Consider the following 21,805-nt stretch of genomic DNA (forward strand, 5'->3'; position numbering starts at 1 on the left):
CTCTCGACTCTCAGATTGGCCCGCCCGCTCAGCGGCCGAGATACGACTCGATCACCGTCTCGTCGCGTTTCACGTCGTCAAGCGTGCCCTGCGCGAGCACGCGTCCTTCGGCCATCACCGTGACCTTGCCGGTTGCGCCGGAGAGCGCCGCCACGAATTCCATGTCGTGCTCGACCACCATCATCGAGCAGGTGCCGCGCAGGTGATTGAGCAAGTCGGCCAGTTGCATCGTTTCGTCGTCGGTCATGCCCGCGGCGGGTTCGTCGAGCAGCAGCAGTGCGGGCTGCTGCATCAACAGCATGCCGATCTCGAGCCGCTGCTTCTGCCCATGCGAAAGCTCGCCCGCGAGGCGCCGGGCCTCGCTTTCGAGACCGATCAGCACGAGCGTCTCTTCGATGCGCGCTTGCGCCGTGCGGTCGAGCCGTGCGCGCAACGACGCGAGCCATCCCTTGTCGGTCTTCATCGCGAGTTCGAGGTTCTCCCACACGGGATGCTGCTCGAAAACCGTCGGCTTCTGGAATTTGCGTCCAATGCCGGCGCGCGCGATGGACGGCTCGTTCATTCGCGTCAGATCGATTGACTGGCCGAGAAACACCTTGCCGGAATCCGGCTCCGTCTTGCCGGTGATCACGTCCATCATCGTTGTCTTGCCCGCGCCGTTCGGGCCGATGATGCAACGCAATTCGCCCGTGTCGATAGAAAGCGTCAGCGCGTTCAACGCGCGAAAGCCGTCGAAGCTCACGGTCACGTCCTCTAGATAGAGGATCGTGCCGTGCGATACGTCGATCTCGCCCGGCACGACCGCGTGCCCCATGCTGGCGACGCCGCTAAGCGCGTGTTGCGAAGGTTGTTCGGGCAAGTCCAGATCGGGAACCATCGGGTTTTCGTTCATGTGCGGTTCCTCTTGCGCGTGGCGAGGTCCACGAGTCCCATGATGCCGTTCGGCAGGAAAAGCGGAACCAGCACGAAAATCAGGCCGAGGAAAAACAGCCAGTATTCAGGAAAGTTGGCGGTGAAAAAGCTCTTCGCGCCGTTCACGGCGAACGCGCCGACAATCGGCCCGATCAGCGTGCCGCGTCCGCCCACGGCCACCCAGATCGCCATTTCGATCGAATTGCCGGGCGACATCTCGCCCGGATTGATGATGCCGACCTGCGGCACATATAGTGCGCCGGCAATCCCGCACAGCACCGCGGACACGGTCCACACGAAAAGCTTGTACGCGAGCGGGCTGTAGCCGAGGAACATCAAACGGGTTTCGCCGTCGCGTACGGCCGTGACGACGCGGCCGAGCTTCGATGTGACGATTGCCCGTGCGCCGATGAAAGCCACGATCAGCACCGCGAACGTAATGAGCAGCAGCGCAGTGCGCGTGCCCGCATGCGTGATCGGAAAGCCGCCGATGCGCTTGAAGTCCGTGAAGCCGTTGTTCCCGCCGAAGCCAGTCTCGTTACGATAAAAGAGCAGCATGGCGGCGAACGTCATGGCCTGCGTGATGATCGACAGGTACACGCCTTTCACGCGCGAGCGGAACGTGAAAAAGCCGAATACCCATGCGACCACCGCCGGCACCAGTACCACGAGCAGCAGCGCATAGCCGAGATGTTGCGTGCCTTGCCAGTACCAGGGCAGTTGATGCCAGTCGAGGAACACCATGAAGTCAGGCAGATCGCTGCCGTACTTGCCGTCGCGACCGATGGCGCGCATCAGGTACATGCCGATCGCATAGCCGCCGAGCGCGAAGAACAGTGCATGGCCGAGGCTCAGAATGCCGCAGTAGCCCCACACCAGATCGAGCGCGAGCGCGGCAATTGCATAGCACATGAACTTGCCGGCGATCGTCGTCGCGTAAGCCGACAGATGCAAGGGACTCGCTTCCGGCACCACGAGCGTGGCAAACGGCACGCCAAGCCCGACCACGACGATCAATGCGATGAGCGCGAGCCACGCGCGCCGCGACAGGAGCGCGGGACGCGGCGGCAAGCCGAGTGCGAAACCGGACTGTGCGTCGCGGCCGCCAGCGTTGCCGGCGTGTGTGCCGAGGCGGGCCGGCGCGGCCGAAGAAGAAGTTGCAGACGTCATCTCATGCCTCCGCGCTACGGCCCTTGAGGGCGAACATGCCCTGCGGACGCTTCTGGATGAACAGCACGATCAGCACCAGCACCGCGATCTTCGCGAGCACCGCGCCCCAGAACGGTTCGATCGCCTTGCTGACGAGCCCGAGCCCGAAGCCGCCGATCACCGTGCCCGCCAGTTGACCGACGCCGCCCAGCACGACCGCCATGAACGAATCGATGATGTAGCTCTGCCCGAGGTCCGGGCCGACGTTGCCGATCTGCGAGAGCGCGCAGCCGCCCAGCCCCGCGATGCCCGCGCCGAAGGCGAACGCATACGAGTCGACCCGCGCGGTTTTAACGCCGACGCACGCGGCCATGCGCCGGTTCTGCGTGACGGCGCGCACGAAGAGACCAAGGCGCGTCCTGGTCAGCACGGCCCACGCAATGCCGACCACTATCAGCGCAAACGCCAGGATCGCAAGCCGGTTGTACGGCAGGATCAGGCCCGGCAGCATGGTCACGCCGCCGCTCATCCACGAAGGGTTGACGACCTGCACGTTCTGCGCGCCGAACAGCGTGCGCGTCGCCTGGATCAGGATCAGGCTGATGCCGAAGGTGGTCAGCAGCGTTTCTAGCGGGCGGCCATACAGATGCTTGAGCACGAGCCGCTCGATCACGATGCCCACGAGCGCGGCCGCCGCGAACGACGCGGGCACGGCGACGAGCGGGTACCAGTCCACTGCGCCCGGCGCGATGCGCTGAAAGAGGTTTTGCACGACATAGGTGGCGTACGCGCCGATCATCAGGAATTCGCCGTGCGCCATGTTGATGACGCCGATCAGGCCATATGTGATCGCAAGGCCGAGCGCGGCGAGCAGCAGAACACTGCCGAGCGACAGACCCGCGAACAGCGTGCCGGCGATTTCACTGCGGCGGCGGATCGCATCGAGTTCGTCGATGCCGTTTTGCGCCGCGGCTCGCACGCGCGCGTCGCTTTCTGCAAAGCTGCCGTCCGCTTTCTTCGCGACGAGCGGGCGCAGCAGTTCGTTCATGTCGAGGTCGTGCCGTGCGGCGACCAGTTGCACGGCTTCGAGTCGCTTAGCAGCGTCGGTGTCATGCAGCGCGGTCATGGCCCAGAGCGTGTCGAGGCGTTTTTTCAGCGTGGGGTCGGTTTCCTTCGAGCGGGCCGCGTCCACGAGCGGTTTGATGGACGGATCGGGGTTTTTCAGCAGCGCTTCGATGGCTTGTTCGCGCGTCGCCGTATCCGGCGAGTCGAGTTGCAGGCCCGAGAGCGCGCCTGCCACTTTGGCGCGCAGCAGATTGTTCAGTGTGACCGGCTGGGCGTCGCCGGCTTCGACTGTTTTGCCGGTGACCGCGTCGCGCGTGGTGTCGCCGTCCTGAAGGAGAACCGCGCCGGAGTCGGTGGCGAGCACGCCGTCTTCGGACAATGCCTTTAGCACCGTCAGCGATTCCTTGTCGTGATTGGCGATGAGTTTGTCGATGGCGGCGGACTTCGCGTCGAAGTCGTCGGCGGCGAGCGGCGCGACATCGGCCGCGTTCAATGCTAACGCGCTGTGCGGCGCGACTGCGCCGAACGCGAGCAGCGCAAGGGCGGCGCTGCCGACGCTACGTCGCGCAAACCGCCGTGCAGCAGTGAGAAATGAAAACGCCATGATGGCCTTTGAAGAATGACTGACGGCGCGCGGTGCAAGGGCCACTGTCCGCCGGCTGATTGCGTGCTGGCGCGCGCCGCGCTCAGCCGGTAGGTCGAACCGTTGGATCGCATCGCGGCAGCGCCTTTGAAGCGCTTCGAAGCGGCACGGTGGCCACGGCGGTCACTGAGCCGTCGCGGTCACCGTGCCACGTTGTCACGCAGTATCAGGCGATTTCACGCAATATCACGCGATGCGCGAGCGCGAGCGCTTGAGGAACGCCGGGATCGAACTCACGACGTCCGGCTTACCCGCATTGCCGGCAATGAACGGGCTCCACGGCTGCGCGCGAACGGCGGTTTTGGTGCGCCACACCACGTTGAACTGACCGTCCGCGCGAACTTCGCCGATCATCACCGGCTTGTGCAGATGGTGGTTGCCGTCCATCTCCAGCGTGAAGCCCGAGGGCGCCGCGAACTGCTGGCCGACCATTGCCACGCGAACCTTGTCGACGTCCGTGCTCTTCGCCTTCTCGACCGCCTGCTTCCACATGTGAATGCCGACGAAGGTCGCTTCCATCGGATCGTTGGTCACACGCTTCGCGCCGCCCGGCAGGTTGTTCTCCTTGACCCATGCGGCCCATTGCTTCTTGAACTTCTCGTTGGCCGGATTGCGCACCGACATGAAGTAGTTCCATGCCGCAAGGTTGCCGACGAGCGGCTTCGTGTCGATGCCGCGCAGTTCTTCCTCGCCGACCGAGAATGCGACCACCGGCACGTCCGACGCCTTCAGCCCCTGGTTGCCGAGTTCCTTGTAGAACGGCACGTTCGAGTCGCCGTTCACCGTCGAGATCACGGCCGTCTTGCCGCCCTGCGAGAACGTCTTGATATTCGCGACGATGGTCTGGTAGTCGCTGTGGCCGAACGGCGTATAGACCTCCTGAATGTCGGCTTCCTGCACGCCCTTCGACTTCAGGAAGGCGCGCAGGATCTTGTTGGTCGTGCGCGGGTACACATAGTCGGTGCCGAGCAGGAAAAAGCGCTTCGCGCCGCCGCCTTCGGCGCTCATCAGGTATTCGGTCGCGGGAATGGCTTGCTGATTCGGCGCGGCGCCGGTGTAGAACACGTTGCGCGACATCTCTTCGCCTTCATACTGCACCGGGTAAAACAGCAGGCCGTTCAGTTCCTCGAACACCGGCAGCACCGACTTGCGCGACACGGAGGTCCAGCAGCCGAACACCACTGCGCACTTCTCCTGCGTGATCAGCTGACGTGCTTTCTCGGCGAAGAGCGGCCAGTTCGACGCCGGGTCGACGACGACCGGCTGAAGCTGACGGCCCATTACGCCGCCGTTCTTGTTGATTTCCGCGATCGTCATGAGGGCGGTGTCTTTCAGCGATGTCTCGGAGATGGCCATCGTGCCCGACAGCGAATGCAGGATGCCGACCTTGATGGGGCCGCTCGCGGACTGCGCATGCGCGAACGGCGCGCGACCTGCAAGCGCGAGGGCGCCAGACATGGAGCCGAACTTCAACAGACTGCGACGTTTCATGTATATCCCCTTGCCATTGATGATGAATGTTTATGGGCGTCGATCTCAGCCACAGGGCTTGCCCTGCATGACTTGCCGCTCGTGTACTGCAAGGCATATGCCATGTTGTCGAGCTGTGCGCATTGCGCTTACTCGCGCGCTGCGGCGCGGCTGGGCTCGGACGGACTTATGCGCGATGGCGTACGAAGCTGGTGCACGGACGCGGGATGCGCCTCGTTCAGGTGCGCCGCGCGCCGCGAGGAGGCGTGAGAATCGGCAGGGGGCTTTGACGGTGCACATGCGCAGCAGGGTTGTGCATGGATGATGTTGCGCTGCTGGATTGCGCTCGAGTGTCGGCGCTCGTGTCTCAGTGCGCGCGTATGAGCGCGCGCGGCGAGGGATGGTGTATGGGTGCGGGACCGGCAGGCGATTTCGGGCACGCCGCTGTGTTCGGCACTGCCTTGACCGAGAGGTCGAACAACGCGGACTGAACGCGCGAACGACATAGCGTGAGGCCGGCGTCGCGCTACGCCGGCCTAGTGTTCAGCAAGCGTTTCTGTCGGCTGTCTCAGAACGCGACGAACGGCCCGCTTTGCGCCCCGGCTTGCGAGCCGCCAAGCGCGGTGTAGACACTACGGCCGAAGAAGAACGGCAAGCCCCAGATGAAATAGCCTGAGACCGACGTGTACGACGCGACGTTGTCGAACGCGGCATAGGTACCCGAGAGGAGGCTCGCGGTGTTGGCGACCTGGAAGGGGACGGTCGCCGGGTTGCCTGGGCCGCTCGTCGGCTTCAGGAGAGCGGAGAGGCTCAGCGTAGTCGCGGGTGTATAGCGGCCCCATGAATCGAACGGAATGGCTGTGTCGCGGAAGATGGTGATGTTGGAGCCGCTGTCGATGGCGCCGTTGCCGAACGTGCTTCCCTTGTACGTTGTCGTGAAAAAGCCGTTGCCGTCGAGCGGAATAATGTTGGCGCTCGAGGGCAGCGCGTTGTTCAGTTGCGTTCCAATGCCGAACACCAGCTCGCCGGCGGCGCTTGCCTGACCGCCCGGCTGCAGCGAAGGCAGACGAATGATGGTGCCGTTGTTGTCGGTCGTGAAGTCCGCCACCGGATTCATGATCTGCGTATCGAGCGGCACGCGCGTGTTCGCGCAAGGCCCCGTGGACGGGCAGTAGTAATACGTTGCCGGCAGCACGGACTGCGCCGCGAGCGGAAAGTCGCGGACCGCCGAGCCGATGCCGATCACGCCGTTCGCGCCGAGCTGCGTGACGTTCCCGATGTCCGTGATGCCGCGCGACGCGCAATCCGTTGGCGTGGGATTCGCACCGTCGCTGATAACCTGCACCGGCAAGTTGCCAGCCAGCTTCCCGCCGATGGTCACGTCCGCGCGCTTGACCGAACCCCAGGTGTAACCCGACGCGAAGATCGCACATTGGGAGATGGGCGCGTTGCGCGTGGGGTCGTCGGCGGCGCCTGTCTGCGCCGGCAGGCTGCCCGCCAGCGCGGAGCCGAGCGCAGCCGCCAGCACTCGCACGCCTGCCGAGCCGGTATCGAGCATCATGTGGTCGACGGTCGCGCATTGATTTGTGCCTTGCACGCCCGGAACGCAGATTTTGACGGTGACGTATGGCGTGTTGGCGTAGCCGCCTGTCCATCGTTCTATTGTGATGGGGGCTGTGTTTTGTGTGGGCGTGGGAGTGGGACTCGGAGTGGGTGCCGGAGTCGGAGCAGGTGCCGGAGACGGATAGGGAGTCGGCTTCGGAGCCGGAGCAGGAGCAGGAGTTGGCGCCGGGGTTGGAGTCGGAATCGGAGCGGGAGCTGGAGTCGGTGCCGGCGTGGGTGCAGGAGTCGGCTTTGGAGTCGGAGCTGGTGCAGGTGCCGGAGCGGGAGCGGCGGCAGGTGCCGGTGCCGGTGCCGGCGAAGAACCCGTACCCGAAGCAGGCACCGGACTCGAACTCGCCGCAGCCCCGGAAGCTGGAGCCAACGAATCCCTTTTACCGTTGTTCTGCGCCGCGGCGCTCGCGCCGCCCTCGTCGCCGCCGCCACCGCCGCAACCCGCGAGTCCAACGCTAGCCGTCAGTAAAGCGAAGCAAACTGTCTTGCTGAAAGTATTCATTTTTTCCTGTTCATGAATCGACGCGTGCCGTTACCGGATGTCTTCCGCACGGACATTCGCAGGCAGGAGCCGCGGCAGGATGGCTTTGCCGAAGAAGTGGCCCGGCCGGCCGACCGACTCGATCTGAAAGTCGTCGCTGCGGTCGATGAACGGACCTGTGCCGCGAGCCTTGCCCGCACCGGCCGACGCCGCGCGATGGAAATAGTTGCCTAGCAGCGCGTTCATATCGGGGCGCACCGGTCCCTGCCACGCGACGGCAAACACGACGTTGCTCGGGAGTGCGTATTCGCGGATCGTGACGCCGTCTGCATCGCGTGCTTCATGCACTCTGTAGGATGCCGAAGCGATGGGCGCGGCCACTGCCGCTGCCGAGCGCAGCCACGCTTGCGACGCCGCACCGGCGCTCGGCGCGCCGCCCAACGCCGCATGAGAAGCCAGCGGCAACATGAGCGCAACGGCGAGCGCGGCCTTCAGTAATTTCATTGGAATGCTCCAGCAAAGAGGTCGGAGCATGTTGCCAGCGCAGCCATACCGGAATATGCCGACAAGGCTGAATGTGTTGGCGGAAATGGCGCAAGGAGGCGCGGCGAAAAACCGGCGCCTCCAGTGCCGCGGCACATGGTTAGAACGCGACGAACGGCCCGCTTTGATTGCCGATCTTCACGTTGCCGATGGCCGTGTAGACGTCCCGTCCGTAGAAGAATGGCAGTCCCCACAGGAACATGCTGCTCCTGCGATTCGCGAAGTAGGAGCCGGCATTGCTCAGCGCGTAGTTACCCGCCTGGCGCAGGGCGAGGGCATTCGCGACTGTGAACGGCATATTGAACGGCTTGCCGGTGCCGTTGGTGGACTCCATGATTGCGCTCAGACTGAGCGGCGCGGTGGGCATGTACCAGTTGTCCGGCGTGGTGGGAATGGTGTCGTCCGCAAAGGCGTAAGCATTCGTGCCGCTGTCGATTGCGCTGTGGGTGAAGACCTGGCCTTTGTACTGCGTCGTGAAGTTGCCGTATTTGTCGACAGCAAGAACAGTGAGGTTCGACGGCATCACGTTGTTCTGCTGTGTGCCGATGCCGAACACCAGTTGCCCTGTCACGCCCGGCTGGCCGCCGGCCGGCACGGCGGGCAGGCGGATAATCGCGCCGTTGTTGTCCGCGGCGAATGCGACGACCGGGTTCTTGACCTCTTTGCTCGCCAGCATGCGCGTGCTGGTGCACGAATTCTGCGACGGGCAGTAGTAATAGTTGCCGGGGATTGCGGTGGTCACGGCGTCGGCGGAATCGGTTACGAAATTGTCGATGCCGAGAATGCCGTTGACGCCGGCATAGCCGCTGCCGCCCAGGTCGGCGCCGTAGTTCGAGCAGTCGTCCGGTGTCGGATAGGCGCCGTCCGAGTAGACCTGAATGGGAAGATTGCTCGCGGTCTTGTTGCCGATCGTGATGTTCGCGCGCTTGACCGAGCCCCATGTATAGCCCGCCGCAAACGGCATGCATTCGGCGATGGGCGCGGCGCCGCTCGTGTCGTCGACTGCGCCGACCTGCGTCAGCAGCAGCGGAGCCAGCGTGGGAATGGCGCGCGCCGCGATGCGCACGCCGGTGGAGCCGGTGTCGACCAGCATGTTGTTCACGGTCACGCATTGCGGCGCGGACTGCGTGCCCGGCACGCAGACCTTGATGGACGCCTTGAGCACGTTGACGGTGCCCGGCGAATTGTCGACGCGGACCTCTACCGTGTTGTCGCCTGTATTGGGCAGCGACGTATTCCCAGAAGTGCCGGAGCCGTGCGGCGTCCAGTCCGGCGTGGCGTTCCAGTTCGCCGAATTGCTGCCCTGATTGCCGTTTCCGCCGCCGCCTCCACCGCCGCACGCGCAGAGCGTGAAGACCACAACGGCGGCCATGAGCGAAAGCGTCTTCTTCAATGTGTTCATAGGTATTCTCTTCGCGCTGAGCGCCGGTTTATTCGAGGTCGCCGGGACGCACGCCCGCGGGCACGAGACGCGGCACCCAGGCCATGCCGAAGAAGCGCCCGAGGCGGCCCGCGGACTCGATGCGGAAATCGCCGTTACCTTCCACCAGCGGCCCGGAGCCGTGCACGCCGGATTCGCCTGCCGCAACGTAATTCGCGAAGTAGCTGCCGAGCAGCGCGCGCATGTTCGGGCGAACCGGCCCGGCCCACGCGACGGCGAACACGACGTTGGACGGCAGCACGTATTCGCGGATCGTGACGCCGTTTGCGTCGACGGATTCGCGTACCGAGTAGGGCGCAGTGCCGGCAGGCGCGCTGGCCGGCTGGCTGCCCGCGGTGCCGGATGCCGGAGCGGAGGCTGACTGCGGCGCGGCGGCTCGCAGCATGAGCGGCGCGGAAGCGGCCGCGGCCGGTGCGCCGCCGAGCGCCGCATAGGACGACAGCGGCAACAAGCTTGCGGCCAGCATCGCGATCTTCATTAGTCTCATCACACGGCTCCCAGAATGGACCGAGCATGGTGCCCGTGTGGTATTCGGGAAAGCCTGAGAAATTTCGCAATTGAAGGGGAGAGACGTCGCAATAAATTGCGACGCAAGAGTCAACGGCGGAAAGCGATTGATGGCAGGCGTGCAACGATGGTTCCCAAACGACGCTCTTCCATAACGCGGATCACCTCCGTATCCTCCATTGAGCGTGTTCGCAGTTGGTGTTGCAGTTTGCGGCCGCCGCGGTGGCTTTCGTAACACGGGCGCCGGATCATGTAGCCGGCTATGCCCGACAACCTATCGCCCAACCGAAACAGGAGAAACGACCATGCCGTATGTGACCACGAAGGACAATGTCGAGATTTTCTACAAGGACTGGGGCCCGAAGGACGCGCAGCCCATCGTCTTCCATCATGGCTGGCCGTTGTCTTCCGACGACTGGGACGCGCAGATGCTGTTCTTCGTACAGAACGGTTATCGCGTGATCGCGCATGACCGGCGCGGCCACGGCCGCTCGTCGCAGGTGTCGGACGGACACGACATGGACCACTACGCGGCGGACGCTTTTGCGGTTGCCGAAGCGCTCGATCTGCGCAACGCCGTGCATATCGGCCATTCGACGGGCGGCGGCGAGGTGGCGCGCTATGTGGCGAAGCACGGCGAACCTGCCGGCCGCGTCGCGAAGGCCGTGCTGGTGAGCGCCGTGCCGCCGCTGATGCTCAAGACCGAGGCGAATCCCGAAGGTCTGCCGCGCGAAGTTTTCGACGGCTTTCGCAAGGCGCTAGCCGACAATCGCGCGCAGTTTTTCGTCGACGTTCCGGCGGGCCCGTTCTACGGTTTCAACCGGACGGGCGCGACGGTCCATCAAGGGGTGATCCAGAACTGGTGGCGCCAGGGCATGATGGGTAGCGCGAAGGCGCACTATGAAGGCATCAAGGCCTTCTCGGAAACGGACCAGACCGAAGATCTTCGCGCGATCGGCGTGCCGACGCTGGTGCTGCACGGCGAAGACGATCAGATCGTGCCGATCGCCGACTCGGCGCTCAAGTCGATCAAACTGTTGAAGAATGGGACGTTGAAGACGTATCCGGGCTTCTCGCACGGCATGCTGACCGTCAATGCAGACGTGCTGAATGCTGATCTGCTGGCGTTTGTGCGCGGCTAGCAGTCCGGACGAGCCCGCGTCGCGCGGGCTCTCAATATTCGCGGGCGAATTGCCCGCGAACCGTCAGTACGTGGGAACCGACGGGTCCACCTGACGCGACCACGCGTCAATGCCGCCTTGTAGATTGAAGACGTTGGTGTGGCCGCGCGACTCGAGGAACATTGCCACCTGGGCGCTGCGCGCGCCGTGATGGCAGATGCAGACGATCTGCGCGTCGTCATCCAGTTCTTCGCTGCGTGCGGGAATCTCGCGCATCGGGATCGACACGATGCCGGGCATGGCAGCCGTCTGGAGTTCCCACGGTTCGCGCACGTCGAGCAGCACAGGAGCGGGGCGCGACGTGTCGGCGAGCCATTCAGCAAGCGCGGGAGCGGTCAGGTTTTGCATCAGCGAGACTTCCGTTCAAAGGACGGCGCGCCGGCCGTCCGTGAAAAAAGGCAGATCAGAACCTGAAGCGCGGCGGCTGCACGGCGTTGACGAGCGGCTCGACATACGTCTCGAACACGTCGGCAATGCGGTACTGCTTTTCGTCGATGCGCGTAATGATCTGCGCCTTCATGACCGGCGCGGTGCCGACGAATGCGGCGAGACGACCGCCGACCTTCAAATGCTCGAGCATTTCCTGCGGCAGCACGGGCAGTCCGCCCGACACGCAGATCACGTCGTACGGCGCGGCGGCGGCCCAGCCGCGCGCGGCGTCGCCGGTCACGACTTCCACGTTCAGCACGCCGTTGGCGATCAGGTTTGTCTTGGCCAGTTCCGCGAGTTCGGGTTCGATGTCGACCGTCAGCACGTGTTGCGCGCGATGTGCGAGCAGCGCCGCCATATAACCGGAGCCGGCGCCGATTTCGAGCACGCTTTCATGTTTCTTCACCGCCAGTTCCTGCAGCACGCGCGCTTCGACGCGCGGCGCCAGCATGTGCTGGCCGGCCGGCAGCGGCACTTCGAAGTCGGCGAAAGCCAGTTCGCGGTAGGCGGCGGGGACGAAGTTTTCACGCTTGACGATCGACAGCAGATTCAGCACGTCCTGGTCGAGCACTTCCCAGGGGCGGATCTGCTGTTCGATCATGTTGAAACGCGCTTGCTCGATGTTCATGGTGGGTTTGGCGGTTCTGGTTTGGCGAGTGTTGCGATTTTCCGCTGCGCGGGCGGCTCGGGCAGAAAGCCGGCAGGTGCGCCAAGGCAGCGTAACTGCGGGATTGTACCAAATGGCGCGGGGGTTCCGGGCCGGAGCCGGCAGCGGGGTGCGGCCGTGCGGTTTGCGCGGCCCCCGTGTTTATCCCTAGCAATCCGGCCTTGCAGTCCGGCGTCTTTTCGCCAAAAAATGTAATCGATTACATTTCCGGAAGCCGAACGCGTGTCCCGATCCACGTCAAAAGCGAAGCCTGCCGCCGTCAGCGCGAACCCCGTCAAGCCGGAGCCGCAGCCGCTTGCGCGCGTCGGGCGTGGCGCCGATGGCCTGTCGATCGCCGGTGTCGCGCGGCAGGCGGGCGTTTCGGTCGCGACGGTGTCGCGCGTGCTGAACGCGCACGAGAACGTGCGGCCCGCCACGCGCGAGAAGGTGCTGGCAGCCATCGACGCAAGCGGCTACCGCGTCAACGAACTCGCGCGCAACTTGCGCACGGCGGAAAGCCGCCTGCTGCTGACCATGGTGCCCGACTTCGGCAATCCGTTTTATGCCGAGATCGTGCGCGGCATTGACAGCGTCGCGCGTCAGCACGGCTATTTCATGCTTCTGTGCGATACCGGCGCGGACGCGGGCCGCGAGCGCAGCTATTTCGACCTGCTGCACCGCCGCCGCGCGGACGGCGCGATCTGTCTCGACCCCGCGACCATCCAGCAGGCGCTCGGCGAAGCGTCCAGCGCGCTGCCGTGGGTCGCCTGCTGCGAGTTCGACCCGGCGATGGGCGTGCCGTACGTGGGCATCGACAACTATCAGGCCGCGGGCGACGCCGTGCGGCATCTGCTCGCGCGCGGGCACGAGCGCATCGGCCTCATCAATTCCGACATCGACTATCTGTATGCGCGCCAGCGTCAGCAAGGCTATCTCGACGCACTGACCGAAGCGGGCATCACGCCGCTCGACGGCTGGCGCATGAACCTGAACAGTCTCGACTACGAGGCGGGCGCCTCGGCCGCCGCCACGCTGATGCTGCCGCCCGAGGCGCCCACCGCGATCTTCGCCGTTTCCGACACGCTCGCCACCGGCGTGCTGCACGGCTTGCGCAGCATCGGCAAACGCGTCCCCGACGATGTTGCGGTGATCGGTTTCGACGACATCTCCATCGCCGCACAAGTCGATCCGCCGCTCACCACGATTGCGCAGCCGATGCGCGAGCTAGGCGAAACCGCCGCGCGCCTGCTGTTGCAGCGGCTCGCGAATCCGCTGGCGAACGTGCCGGGCGTGCTGCTGCCGCATCGGCTCGTGATTCGCGGGAGCACCTGAACCATGAGCCTCGCGATCCGCTTCGACGACATCCGCAAAGATTTCGGCCCCGTGCGAGTGCTGCACGGCGTGAGCTTCGATCTCGCGCCGGGGCGCATCTACGGTCTGCTCGGCGAGAACGGCGCGGGCAAGTCGACGCTGATGAAAATTCTCGCCGGCTACGAAACCGCAACCTCGGGCACTTTGCTCGTGGACGGCCGCGCGCAGCAGTTCAGCGGTTCTCGCGATGCGGAGTCGCAAGGCATCGTGCTGATTCACCAGGAATTCAATCTCGCCGAGCATCTGACGATTGCGCAGAACATGTACCTCGGCCACGAGAAGCGGCGCGGCTGGTTCGTCGACGATGCCGCGATGCGCACGGAAGCCGCGCGCTATCTTGCGCAGGTCGGTCTCGACAGGGCGCCCGACACGAAGGTGCGCGAGCTCATCGTCGCGGAAAAGCAGATGGTGGAGATCGCCAAAGCCCTGTCGCGCCGCGCGCGGCTTCTCATCATGGACGAGCCCACGGCCACGCTCACGCCGTCCGAGACCGAGCGTCTTTTCACGCTGATGGCGAAGCTGAAGGCAGACGGCGTAACTATCGTCTACATCTCGCACAAACTGGATGAGGTCGAGCGCATCACCGACGAAGTGATCGTAATGCGCGACGGCCGCTTCGTCGCCCGCAACGAAACCGCGGCGCTGGCACGGCAACAGATGGCGAACCTGATGGTCGGCCGCGACGTGTCCGACATGTTCCCCGAGAAGATCACCGTGTCCGCCACCGCGCCCGTTGCGCTCAAAGTGGAAGGACTGACGGTGCCGGATTGGGTCGACGCTCTGAGCTTCGAAGTGCGCGCAGGTGAAGTGCTGGGTTTTGCGGGACTCGTCGGCGCGGGCCGCACCGAAGCGTTCGAAGCGATCATCGGTTTGCGCAAACGCACGGCCGGGCGCATTGGAATCGCGGGCCGTCCCGTGGATCTGAAAAGCCCGCGCGACGCGATGCGCCACGGGCTCACGTATCTCAGCGAGGACCGCAAAGGCAAGGGCCTGCACGTGAACCTGAGCCTGCAGGACAACGTGACGCTCATGACACTCGAACGCTACGCGCGTCCGCTGCTCGATCTGAAGGCGGGTCGCGAAGCCCTGAAAAACGCCGTCAGCGAATTCGGCATTCGCACCGGCGATCTGTCGAGCCGCGCGCGCATGCTCTCCGGCGGCAACCAGCAGAAGCTCGCGCTCGCCAAGTTCCTGCAGCCCGAGCCGGATGTGATCGTGCTCGACGAGCCGACGCGCGGCGTCGACGTCGGTGCCAAACGCGACATCTATTTCCTGATTCATCGTCTTGCCGCGCAAGGCCGCGCGGTGATCGTCATTTCATCGGAACTCATCGAGTTGATCGGCTTGTGCCATCGCGTCGCCGTGATGCGCGCGGGACGCCTGCAAGCCACGCTCACGCTCGAACATCTGACCGAAGAGGAGTTGATCGCCCATGCGACCGGCACCCACTGAAGCCGTGCAATCCGGCCGCGCGTTGCGCTTCGCGCATCGTCTGTATGCGCTCGGACCGCTCGCCGGACTGATCGCGCTGTGCATCGTCGGTACGCTGCTCAATCGCGATTTCGCCACGCTCGACAACATGATGAACGTGCTCACGCGCACGTCGTTCATCGGCATCATTGCGGTGGGCATGACATTCGTGATCATTTCGGGCGGCATCGATCTTTCCGTAGGCTCGATGGCCGCGCTGATCGCGGGCAGCATGATCTGGCTGATGAACGCGCTCGCGGCGGGCGTCGGCGGCCATACGTTCGCGCCTTTGATGATCGTCACGCTAGGCATCGTATTCGCGCTCGTATTAGGCGGGCTGTTCGGTTGCGCGCACGGCCTGCTCATCACGAAGGGGCGCATCGAGCCGTTCATCGTCACACTGGGCACGCTTGGCATCTTTCGCGCGGTGCTGACATGGCTCGCCGACGGCGGCGCGCTGACGCTCGATAATTCGTTATCCGATCTTTATGGGCCGGTGTATTACGCGAGCCTGTTTGGTGTGCCTGTACCGATCTGGGTGTTTCTCGTGACGGCGGCAGGCGGCGCGCTGATTCTCAATCGCACGGCATTTGGCCGGCACGTCCAGGCTATCGGCTCGAACGAACAGGTCGCGCGGTACGCGGCGATTCGCGTGGATAGCGTGAAGATCGTCACCTATGTGCTGCTCGGCATTTGCGTGGGCGTGGCGACTGTGCTGTACGTGCCGCGGCTCGGTTCCGCAACGCCGACCACCGGCCTCTTGTGGGAGCTCGAGGCGATTGCCTCGGTCGTGGTGGGCGGCACGGCGCTCAAGGGCGGCGAAGGACGCGTGATCGGCACGGTGATCGGCGCGATTCTGTTGTCGGTGATCGCCAATATTCTGAATCTCACCAGCATCATCAGCGTGTATCTGAACGCGGCAGTGCAGGGCGTGGTGATTATCTTCGTCGCGTTTGTGCAACGCGGACGGCGGTAGCCGTAGCGATTCAAAGTGAAACAACGGAAGGGGCGCACAAGCGCTTCATAACAGCAGATAGGAGACGCAACCATGAAACAGGTCATTCGAGCGATCGGCGCCGGCATGCTGGCGTTGGGCATATTGAGCAGCGCGGGCATTGCGCGAGCCGACGACAAGGTCACGCTAGGCGTCGCGATTCCAACTGCGGACCACGGCTTCACCGGCGGCATTGTCTGGTGGGCCAACAAGGCGAAGGCCGATCTGGAGAAGGCGCATCCGAATCTCAAGGTGATCGTGAAGACCGCAGCCGGCGCGCCCGAGCAGGCGAACCAGTTGCAGGATCTGGTCACCGTCAACAAAATCAATGCGCTTGTGATCTTCCCGTTCGAATCCGCGTCGCTCACGCAGCCGGTCGCACAGGTCAAGAAGAAGGGCGTGTATGTGACGGTGGTGGATCGCGGCCTGACCGACACCAGCGCACAGGACGCCTATGTGGCAGGCGACAACACGGCCTTTGGCAGAATCCCCGCGGAATATCTGGCTAAAGCGCTGGACGGCAAGGGCGACATCGTCGCGCTGCGCGGCATTCCGACCACGCTCGACAACGAACGCTGGACCGCTTTCACCGGCGTGCTGAAGGGTTATCCGAACATCAAGATCCTCGACGCGAAATACGCGAACTGGAATCGCGACGACGCGTTCAAGGTGATGCAGGACTACCTCACGCGCTTCAAGCATATCGACGCCGTGTGGGCCGCCGACGACGACATGGCGGTCGGCGTGCTCAAAGCCATCGACCAGGCGAAGCGCAGCGACATCAAGATCGTGTTCGGCGGCGCGGGCTCGAAGGGCATGGTGAAGAACGTGATGGACGGCGCGCCGCTCATCAAGGCCGACGTGTCGTACTCGCCGAAATTCATCTACGACGCGATCAAGCTCACGGCCGAGGCGCGCCTGAAGGGCGAGAAATTGCCTGCCACGACGATCATTCCGTCGGTGCTGATCACGAAGGAAAACGCTAAGGACTTTTACTTCCCGGACTCGCCGTTCTGATCATGAGCCGCGCGGCGCGCGCCCGCGTGAAAGGAACCATACGATGAGAACCATCAAAGGCCCGGCGATTTTTCTCGCTCAGTTCATGGGCGACGAGGCGCCGTTCGACAATCTCGCGCACCTGGCCAGTTGGGCTGCGAGTCTCGGCTTCAAGGGCATTCAGGTGCCGTGCGACGCGCGCCTGATCGATATCGAGCAGGCGGCGTCGAGTCAGGCGTATTGCGACGAACTGCGCGAAGTGGTGGATAACGCGGGCGTGACGATCACCGAATTGTCGACGCATCTGCAAGGGCAACTCGTCGCCGTGCACCCCGCCTATGACACCTTGTTCGACGGTTTCGCCACGCCGCACGTGCGCGGCAATCCGGCGGCGCGCACGCAATGGGCCGTCGAGCAACTGAAGCTCGCGGCAAAGGCGTCGCAGCGTTTGGGGCTCGATACGCATGTGTCGTTTTCCGGCGCGCTCGCCTGGCCGTATCTGTACCCGTGGCCGCAGCGTCCCGCCGGTTTGATCGAAGCCGCGTTCGAGGAACTGGCGCGCCGCTGGACGCCGATTCTCGACGTGTTCGACGCCGCCGGCGTGAACGTCTGCTATGAACTGCATCCGGGCGAAGATCTGCACGACGGCGTCACCTTCGAGCGTTTTCTCGCGGCCGTGAAGCATCATCCGCGCGCGAACATCCTTTACGATCCGAGCCATTTCGTGTTGCAGCAACTCGACTACCTTGCCTTCATCGACATCTATCACGAGCGCATCAAGGCGTTTCATGTGAAGGACGCCGAGTTCCGGCCGAACGGCAAGCAGGGCGTGTACGGCGGCTATAGCGGCTGGGTGGAGCGCGCGGGGCGCTTCCGTTCGCTCGGCGACGGGCAGATCGACTTTCGCGCGATCTTCTCGAAGATGGCGCAATACGATTTTCCCGGCTGGGCGGTGCTCGAATGGGAATGCGCGCTCAAGCATCCGCATGACGGCGCGCGCGAAGGCGCGCAGTTCATTCGCGAGCACATCATTCGCGTGGCCGAACATTCATTCGACGACTTCGCGGGCAGCGGTGTCGATGCGGCTCAACTCAAGCGCGTGCTCGGCATCTGAGCGCATGACAACGACACATGAAAGGAGCAGGCGCGATGCCATATAGAAGACTCAGACTCGGCATGGTGGGCGGAGGGCAGGGCGCGTTCATCGGCGCGGTGCATCGGATCGCGGCGCGGCTCGACGATCGCTTCGAACTGGTGGCAGGCGCGTTGTCGTCCGATCCACAACGGGCACGCGAGAGCGCCGCCCAGGCGGGCATTGCGCGCAGCTACGACGACTGGCGCGAAATGGCGCGCGCGGAGGCTGCACGCGAGGACGGCATCGACGCCGTGGCCATCGTCACGCCGAACCATCTGCATGCACCGGTCGCAACGGCGTTTCTCGAAGCCGGCGTCCATGTGGTATGCGACAAGCCGCTCGCCATTTCGCTCGCTGAAGGCGAGGCGCTCGCAAAACTCGCTCGCGAGAAAAACAGGCTGTTCGCGCTCACGCACACCTACTCAGGCTATCCGCTCGTGCGTCATGCGCGCGAGATGATCGAGGCGGGCGAACTCGGCCAGATCCGTGTCGTACAGGTCGAATATGCGCAAGATTGGCTCGCGGAGCCAGTCGAAAACGGCGGCTTGAACAAGCAGGCCGGCTGGCGCACGGACCCGGCTTTGGCGGGCCCGGCGGGTTGTCTCGGCGATATCGGCACGCATGCGTATCATCTCGCGGCGTTCGTCACGGGCATGACACCTGTGGCGCTTTCCGCGGAGTTGCACACGTTCGTGCCGGGACGGCGCATCGACGATCATGTGCAAGCCATGCTGCGTTATGCGAACGGCGCGCGCGGCATGCTGTGGGCGAGCCAGGTGGCGAGCGGCGCGGAAAACGCGTTGCGTCTGCGCGTGTACGGGACGAAGGCGAGCCTTGCGTTCGATCAGGAGCAACCAAACGAATTATGGTTCACGCCGCTTGGCGGCACAGCGCAGCGTTTGACGCGCGCTCGCGTGAGCGGCGCGAGCGCGGCGCATGCGACGCGCGTGCCCGCCGGTCATCCCGAAGGTTATCTTGAGGCGTTCGCGCAGTTGTATAAGGACGCCGCATTGCAGATCGAGGCGCTGGACGAGGGCCGCGCGCTGCCCGCCGAGAGTCTGCTGCTCACTACCGTGGAAGACGGCGTTGCGGGTCTGCGCTTCATCGACGCGGTGCTTGCAAGCACCGCTGCAAATGGACATTGGCGCGAGATCGCGCCGTAATGGGTCTAGCCGCCTTTGCTTTTCTTGATCTGCGCTTCGAACGCGATATCCAGCTTGCTCGCCTTGCGAGGCTTTTGCGGACCGTAGGCGTCGACGAACTTGACGAAGTCGTCGAGTGTCAGCGGGTCGGAGACTTTCTTGTCTGTGCCGCCCGATTTGTCGACGAGATAGAAGAGACCGCCCGAGAGACTGATCGCCGCGAACTGCGGATTGCCGCTGCGCGTTTTCAGCCGCTCGACAGCGTGGATGGCTCGCGTGGTGCGCATGGTATGGGACTGCCGGTCGGTTGGAGACCACTACTTTAACAATTTCGCTGCGGCAGGGCGTCTACGCTTTGGGCAGGCGCGCCGCGCCCGCCAGAAGCATGCAAGCCACTCACTGGCTTAGATACACGAACTTGCCGTTCCTGATGATGCCCATCACGCTCGCGCGCTGGTCCAGGCCCACGTGGTCCTTCGCGCTCGTATTGACGACGCCGTTCGGCACCACCAGTTCGTGCGCGTGTTCAAGCTCGTTGCGCAACGCGACACGGAAAGCCTGCGTGCCCGGTTGCGCGGTTTTCAGAGCGCGCGTCGCGGCATCCTGCAGACGCGGATAGACGCCGGCTGCATCGCCCGCGAATTGCGTGACGCTGCCCGCGCCGTATTTCGCTTCGTAATCGTTCGCGAACGCGAGTGCTGCCTTTTTCGCCGGATGATCCGCCGGCAACGTGCGCGCCACCACCACCGGCTGCGTCGGGAACAGCGTGCCTTCCACGTCCTTGCCGCCGAGCTTGATGAACTCGGGCGTCGCGATGCCGTGCGTCTGATAGATCGGCCCTTTATAACCGCGTTCGATCAGCGTGCGCTGCGGCAGCACAGTCGGCGTGCCCGCGCCGGCAATCAGGATCGCGTCGGGCTTCGCGGCCATCAGCTTGAGAATCTGGCCGGTCACGCTTGCGTCGGTCCGGTTGTAGCGCTCGGTCGCGACCAGCTGAATGTGGCGCAGCGCCGCGAACTTGCTGAACTCGTTGAGCCAGCTTTCGCCGTAGCCGTCCGCGAAACCGATGAAGCCCACCGTCTTCACGTTGTGGTTCGACATGTAGCGCGTCATCACGTCGGCCATTGCGCTGTCGGTCTGCGCCATCTTGTAGGCCCACACCTTCTTGCCTTCCTGCGGCTCCACCACGCTTGCCGAGCCGATCAGCGTGATCATCGGCGTCTGGCTTTCGGCCACCGGATCGAGCGCGGCCATTGCAGCCGGCGTGATGTTGGGGCCGACGATCACGTCGACGTGGTCCTCGTTGATCAGCTTGCGGATGTTGCGCACGGCGGCGCCCGGGTCCGACGCGTCGTCGAGGAAGATGTAGTCGGCTTTCTGCCCGGCAATCGTCGCCGGCCACATCAGCATCGCGTTCTTGCTCGTGATGCCGATCACGGCTGCGGGGCCGGTGCTCGACAGGTCGATGCCGACCTTGATGTCGGCGTGCGCGGCGGTGGCGAGCAACAGCGCGCCGAGAGCGGCAATGCCGCGAAGTCTGTTCTTATGCGACGTCATTGGGTGGGTCTCCGTAGGCGGAAAATGCGAAGCGTGGTAATGAATCAAAGTTCGTAGGTTTCGTGTTCGCCCTTGAGCGCCTGTTCGATCAGCTTGCGGTTCAGGCCCGGCGAGAGCAGTTCGACGAGCGTGTACACATAGCCGCGCAGATACGCGCCCTGTTTGAGCGCGATTCGCGTGACGTTGCTGCCGAACAGGTGGCCGACGGGCATTGCGCGCAGATGGCGGTCGCGCTCGGCATTGAAAGCGATATCCGCCATGATGCCGACGCCGAGGCCCAGCTCGACGTAGGTCTTGATTACGTCGGCGTCGATTGCCTCCAGCACGATGTCCGGATGCAGGTTGCGCAGCCGGAACGCCTCGTTGATCTTGCTGCGGCCGGCGAAGGCGTTGTCGTAAGTAATCAGCGGATACTGGGTCAGATCGTCCAGCGACAACAGCTTGCGGTCGAGCAGCGGGTGATCCGGCTGCATCACCGCGACGTGATGCCACTGAAAGCACGGCAGTGAGACCAGTTCCTTGTAGTTGGAGATGGCCTCCGTGGCGATGGCAAGGTCCGCCTGATCGTGCAGCACCATCTCGGCCACCTGCGTCGGGCTACCTTGCAGGATCGAAAGGTGGACCTTGGGAAAGCGCTTCTTGAACTCGGCGATGGCGGCCGGCAGCGAGTAGCGCGCCTGCGTGTGAGTAGCGGCGATCACGAGGTTGCCCTGGTCTTGCGCCGCGTAGTCCTTGCCGACCCGCTTGAGGCTCTCCACTTCCTGCAGAATCCGCTCCACCGACTGCAGAATGATCCGGCCGGGCTCGGTCAGCGAGCGCACGCGCTTGCCGTGCCGCGTGAAGATTTCCACGCCCAGCTCGTCCTCGAGCTCGATGATCGCCTTTGAAACGCCCGGCTGGCTTGTATACAGCGCCTTGGCCGCTTCGGTCAGGTTGAAGTTCTGCCGCACAGCCTCGCGCACGAAGCGGAACTGGTGCAGGTTCATATATAACCTCTCCGCATATCAAAAGAATTTTTTAGTCGTTTGAAATATAAGGCGAGTTTATTACGATCTGTCC

The 21,805-nt window shown here is 64.0% G+C and carries 20 protein-coding genes; 7 read left to right on the plus strand and 13 right to left on the minus strand.

The annotated features are described in order from the left end of the window. Window positions 1-28: 28 nt before the first annotated feature. The 8 genes from urtD to A3AC_RS0121095 form a co-directional block, all read right to left on the minus strand. Entirely contained in the window at window positions 29-892 is an 864-nt protein-coding gene (gene urtD / locus A3AC_RS0121050) for an urea ABC transporter ATP-binding protein UrtD (RefSeq protein ID WP_025601201.1), read from the minus strand. Next, window positions 889-2,082, minus strand: a complete 1,194-nt coding sequence (gene urtC, locus A3AC_RS0121055; RefSeq protein WP_025601202.1) for an urea ABC transporter permease subunit UrtC — start codon at window positions 2,080-2,082, stop codon at window positions 889-891. Before urtC ends, urtD begins: the two co-directional genes overlap by 4 nt. Window position 2,083: 1 nt before the next feature. Continuing rightward, window positions 2,084-3,730: an urea ABC transporter permease subunit UrtB gene (urtB, locus tag A3AC_RS0121060; protein ID WP_025601203.1), complete on the minus strand. Its 1,647-nt coding sequence runs from the start codon at window positions 3,728-3,730 to the stop codon at window positions 2,084-2,086. A gap of 225 nt (window positions 3,731-3,955) precedes the next feature. Further along, on the minus strand, window positions 3,956-5,260 hold the full coding sequence (urtA, locus tag A3AC_RS0121065) for an urea ABC transporter substrate-binding protein (RefSeq protein ID WP_025601204.1): 1,305 nt from the start codon (window positions 5,258-5,260) through the stop codon (window positions 3,956-3,958). Window positions 5,261-5,807: 547 nt separating this feature from the next. After that, window positions 5,808-7,355, minus strand: a complete 1,548-nt coding sequence (locus tag A3AC_RS30160; RefSeq protein ID WP_084515535.1) for a DUF3443 family protein — start codon at window positions 7,353-7,355, stop codon at window positions 5,808-5,810. 30 nt (window positions 7,356-7,385) lie between these two features. Next, entirely contained in the window at window positions 7,386-7,838 is a 453-nt protein-coding gene (locus tag A3AC_RS0121085) for a DUF2844 domain-containing protein (protein WP_025601207.1), read from the minus strand. 139 nt (window positions 7,839-7,977) lie between these two features. Then, the gene (locus A3AC_RS0121090) at window positions 7,978-9,279 is read right to left on the minus strand and encodes a DUF3443 domain-containing protein (RefSeq protein ID WP_025601208.1); all 1,302 of its coding nucleotides are present in this window, start codon (window positions 9,277-9,279) and stop codon (window positions 7,978-7,980) included. 28 nt (window positions 9,280-9,307) lie between these two features. After that, window positions 9,308-9,805, minus strand: coding sequence for a DUF2844 domain-containing protein (locus A3AC_RS0121095; RefSeq protein WP_025601209.1), 498 nt, complete (start codon window positions 9,803-9,805; stop codon window positions 9,308-9,310). Window positions 9,806-10,130: 325 nt separating this feature from the next. On the opposite strand from A3AC_RS0121095, the gene A3AC_RS0121100 reads away from it, so the two are divergent. After that, a complete protein-coding gene (locus A3AC_RS0121100; RefSeq protein ID WP_025601210.1) occupies window positions 10,131-10,967 on the plus strand; it encodes an alpha/beta fold hydrolase in 837 nt (278 codons plus the stop codon). Between the two features lie 63 nt (window positions 10,968-11,030). Here A3AC_RS0121100 and A3AC_RS0121105 read toward each other — a convergent pair whose 3' ends face one another. Together A3AC_RS0121105 and A3AC_RS0121110 are read right to left on the minus strand one after the other, a co-directional pair. Then, complete coding sequence (locus tag A3AC_RS0121105) at window positions 11,031-11,354, minus strand: rhodanese-like domain-containing protein (protein ID WP_025601211.1); 324 nt, start codon at window positions 11,352-11,354, stop codon at window positions 11,031-11,033. Window positions 11,355-11,409: 55 nt separating this feature from the next. Further along, on the minus strand, window positions 11,410-12,063 hold the full coding sequence (locus A3AC_RS0121110) for a protein-L-isoaspartate O-methyltransferase family protein (protein WP_025601212.1): 654 nt from the start codon (window positions 12,061-12,063) through the stop codon (window positions 11,410-11,412). 261 nt (window positions 12,064-12,324) lie between these two features. Between A3AC_RS0121110 and A3AC_RS0121115 the strand changes: the two genes are divergently transcribed. The 6 genes from A3AC_RS0121115 to A3AC_RS0121140 all read left to right on the plus strand — a co-directional run bounded on the left by A3AC_RS0121115 (window position 12,325) and on the right by A3AC_RS0121140 (window position 19,210). Next, on the plus strand, window positions 12,325-13,413 hold the full coding sequence (locus A3AC_RS0121115; protein WP_025601213.1) for a LacI family DNA-binding transcriptional regulator: 1,089 nt from the start codon (window positions 12,325-12,327) through the stop codon (window positions 13,411-13,413). Window positions 13,414-13,416: 3 nt separating this feature from the next. Next, on the plus strand, window positions 13,417-14,904 hold the full coding sequence (locus A3AC_RS0121120; RefSeq protein ID WP_025601214.1) for a sugar ABC transporter ATP-binding protein: 1,488 nt from the start codon (window positions 13,417-13,419) through the stop codon (window positions 14,902-14,904). Continuing rightward, a complete protein-coding gene (locus A3AC_RS0121125; protein WP_025601215.1) occupies window positions 14,885-15,898 on the plus strand; it encodes an ABC transporter permease in 1,014 nt (337 codons plus the stop codon). Before A3AC_RS0121120 ends, A3AC_RS0121125 begins: the two co-directional genes overlap by 20 nt. Window positions 15,899-15,970: 72 nt before the next feature. After that, a complete protein-coding gene (locus tag A3AC_RS0121130) occupies window positions 15,971-16,933 on the plus strand; it encodes a substrate-binding domain-containing protein (protein ID WP_025601216.1) in 963 nt (320 codons plus the stop codon). A gap of 43 nt (window positions 16,934-16,976) precedes the next feature. Continuing rightward, window positions 16,977-18,026 carry a sugar phosphate isomerase/epimerase family protein gene (locus tag A3AC_RS0121135; RefSeq protein WP_025601217.1) on the plus strand — a complete coding sequence of 350 codons (1,050 nt, stop codon included), beginning with the start codon at window positions 16,977-16,979 and terminating at the stop codon, window positions 18,024-18,026. 35 nt (window positions 18,027-18,061) lie between these two features. Next, window positions 18,062-19,210 (plus strand): Gfo/Idh/MocA family protein, encoded by a 1,149-nt coding sequence (locus tag A3AC_RS0121140; protein ID WP_025601218.1) that lies wholly within the window; start codon window positions 18,062-18,064, stop codon window positions 19,208-19,210. Window positions 19,211-19,215: 5 nt separating this feature from the next. Here the strand turns inward: A3AC_RS0121140 and A3AC_RS0121145 are convergent, their stop codons facing one another. The 3 genes from A3AC_RS0121145 to A3AC_RS0121155 all read right to left on the minus strand — a co-directional run bounded on the left by A3AC_RS0121145 (window position 19,216) and on the right by A3AC_RS0121155 (window position 21,732). Beyond that, window positions 19,216-19,476: a hypothetical protein gene (locus tag A3AC_RS0121145; protein WP_025601219.1), complete on the minus strand. Its 261-nt coding sequence runs from the start codon at window positions 19,474-19,476 to the stop codon at window positions 19,216-19,218. Between the two features lie 109 nt (window positions 19,477-19,585). Further along, the gene (locus tag A3AC_RS0121150; RefSeq protein ID WP_025601220.1) at window positions 19,586-20,746 is read right to left on the minus strand and encodes an ABC transporter substrate-binding protein; all 1,161 of its coding nucleotides are present in this window, start codon (window positions 20,744-20,746) and stop codon (window positions 19,586-19,588) included. Between the two features lie 44 nt (window positions 20,747-20,790). Then, complete coding sequence (locus tag A3AC_RS0121155) at window positions 20,791-21,732, minus strand: CysB family HTH-type transcriptional regulator (RefSeq protein ID WP_025601221.1); 942 nt, start codon at window positions 21,730-21,732, stop codon at window positions 20,791-20,793. Between the last annotated feature and the right edge of the window lie 73 nt (window positions 21,733-21,805).

Source organism: Burkholderia sp. WSM2230, from assembly GCF_000472445.1.
In the GTDB taxonomy this organism is placed as follows: Bacteria; Pseudomonadota; Gammaproteobacteria; order Burkholderiales; family Burkholderiaceae; genus Paraburkholderia.

Coding starts and splice junctions, on each gene's coding strand:
- A3AC_RS0121085 (WP_025601207.1), bottom strand. CDS start 7,838: ATGAAATTACTGAAGGCCGCGCTCGCCGTTGCGCTCATGTTGCCGCTG.
- A3AC_RS0121095 (WP_025601209.1), bottom strand. CDS start 9,805: ATGAGACTAATGAAGATCGCGATGCTGGCCGCAAGCTTGTTGCCGCTG.
- A3AC_RS0121140 (WP_025601218.1), top strand. CDS start 18,062: ATGCCATATAGAAGACTCAGACTCGGCATGGTGGGCGGAGGGCAGGGC.
- urtD (WP_025601201.1), bottom strand. CDS start 892: ATGAACGAAAACCCGATGGTTCCCGATCTGGACTTGCCCGAACAACCT.
- A3AC_RS0121105 (WP_025601211.1), bottom strand. CDS start 11,354: ATGCAAAACCTGACCGCTCCCGCGCTTGCTGAATGGCTCGCCGACACG.
- A3AC_RS0121145 (WP_025601219.1), bottom strand. CDS start 19,476: ATGCGCACCACGCGAGCCATCCACGCTGTCGAGCGGCTGAAAACGCGC.
- A3AC_RS0121155 (WP_025601221.1), bottom strand. CDS start 21,732: ATGAACCTGCACCAGTTCCGCTTCGTGCGCGAGGCTGTGCGGCAGAAC.
- urtB (WP_025601203.1), bottom strand. CDS start 3,730: ATGGCGTTTTCATTTCTCACTGCTGCACGGCGGTTTGCGCGACGTAGC.
- urtC (WP_025601202.1), bottom strand. CDS start 2,082: ATGACGTCTGCAACTTCTTCTTCGGCCGCGCCGGCCCGCCTCGGCACA.
- A3AC_RS0121130 (WP_025601216.1), top strand. CDS start 15,971: ATGAAACAGGTCATTCGAGCGATCGGCGCCGGCATGCTGGCGTTGGGC.
- A3AC_RS0121090 (WP_025601208.1), bottom strand. CDS start 9,279: ATGAACACATTGAAGAAGACGCTTTCGCTCATGGCCGCCGTTGTGGTC.
- A3AC_RS0121120 (WP_025601214.1), top strand. CDS start 13,417: ATGAGCCTCGCGATCCGCTTCGACGACATCCGCAAAGATTTCGGCCCC.
- A3AC_RS0121125 (WP_025601215.1), top strand. CDS start 14,885: ATGCGACCGGCACCCACTGAAGCCGTGCAATCCGGCCGCGCGTTGCGC.
- A3AC_RS0121110 (WP_025601212.1), bottom strand. CDS start 12,063: ATGAACATCGAGCAAGCGCGTTTCAACATGATCGAACAGCAGATCCGC.
- A3AC_RS0121100 (WP_025601210.1), top strand. CDS start 10,131: ATGCCGTATGTGACCACGAAGGACAATGTCGAGATTTTCTACAAGGAC.
- urtA (WP_025601204.1), bottom strand. CDS start 5,260: ATGAAACGTCGCAGTCTGTTGAAGTTCGGCTCCATGTCTGGCGCCCTC.
- A3AC_RS0121150 (WP_025601220.1), bottom strand. CDS start 20,746: ATGACGTCGCATAAGAACAGACTTCGCGGCATTGCCGCTCTCGGCGCG.
- A3AC_RS0121135 (WP_025601217.1), top strand. CDS start 16,977: ATGAGAACCATCAAAGGCCCGGCGATTTTTCTCGCTCAGTTCATGGGC.
- A3AC_RS30160 (WP_084515535.1), bottom strand. CDS start 7,355: ATGAATACTTTCAGCAAGACAGTTTGCTTCGCTTTACTGACGGCTAGC.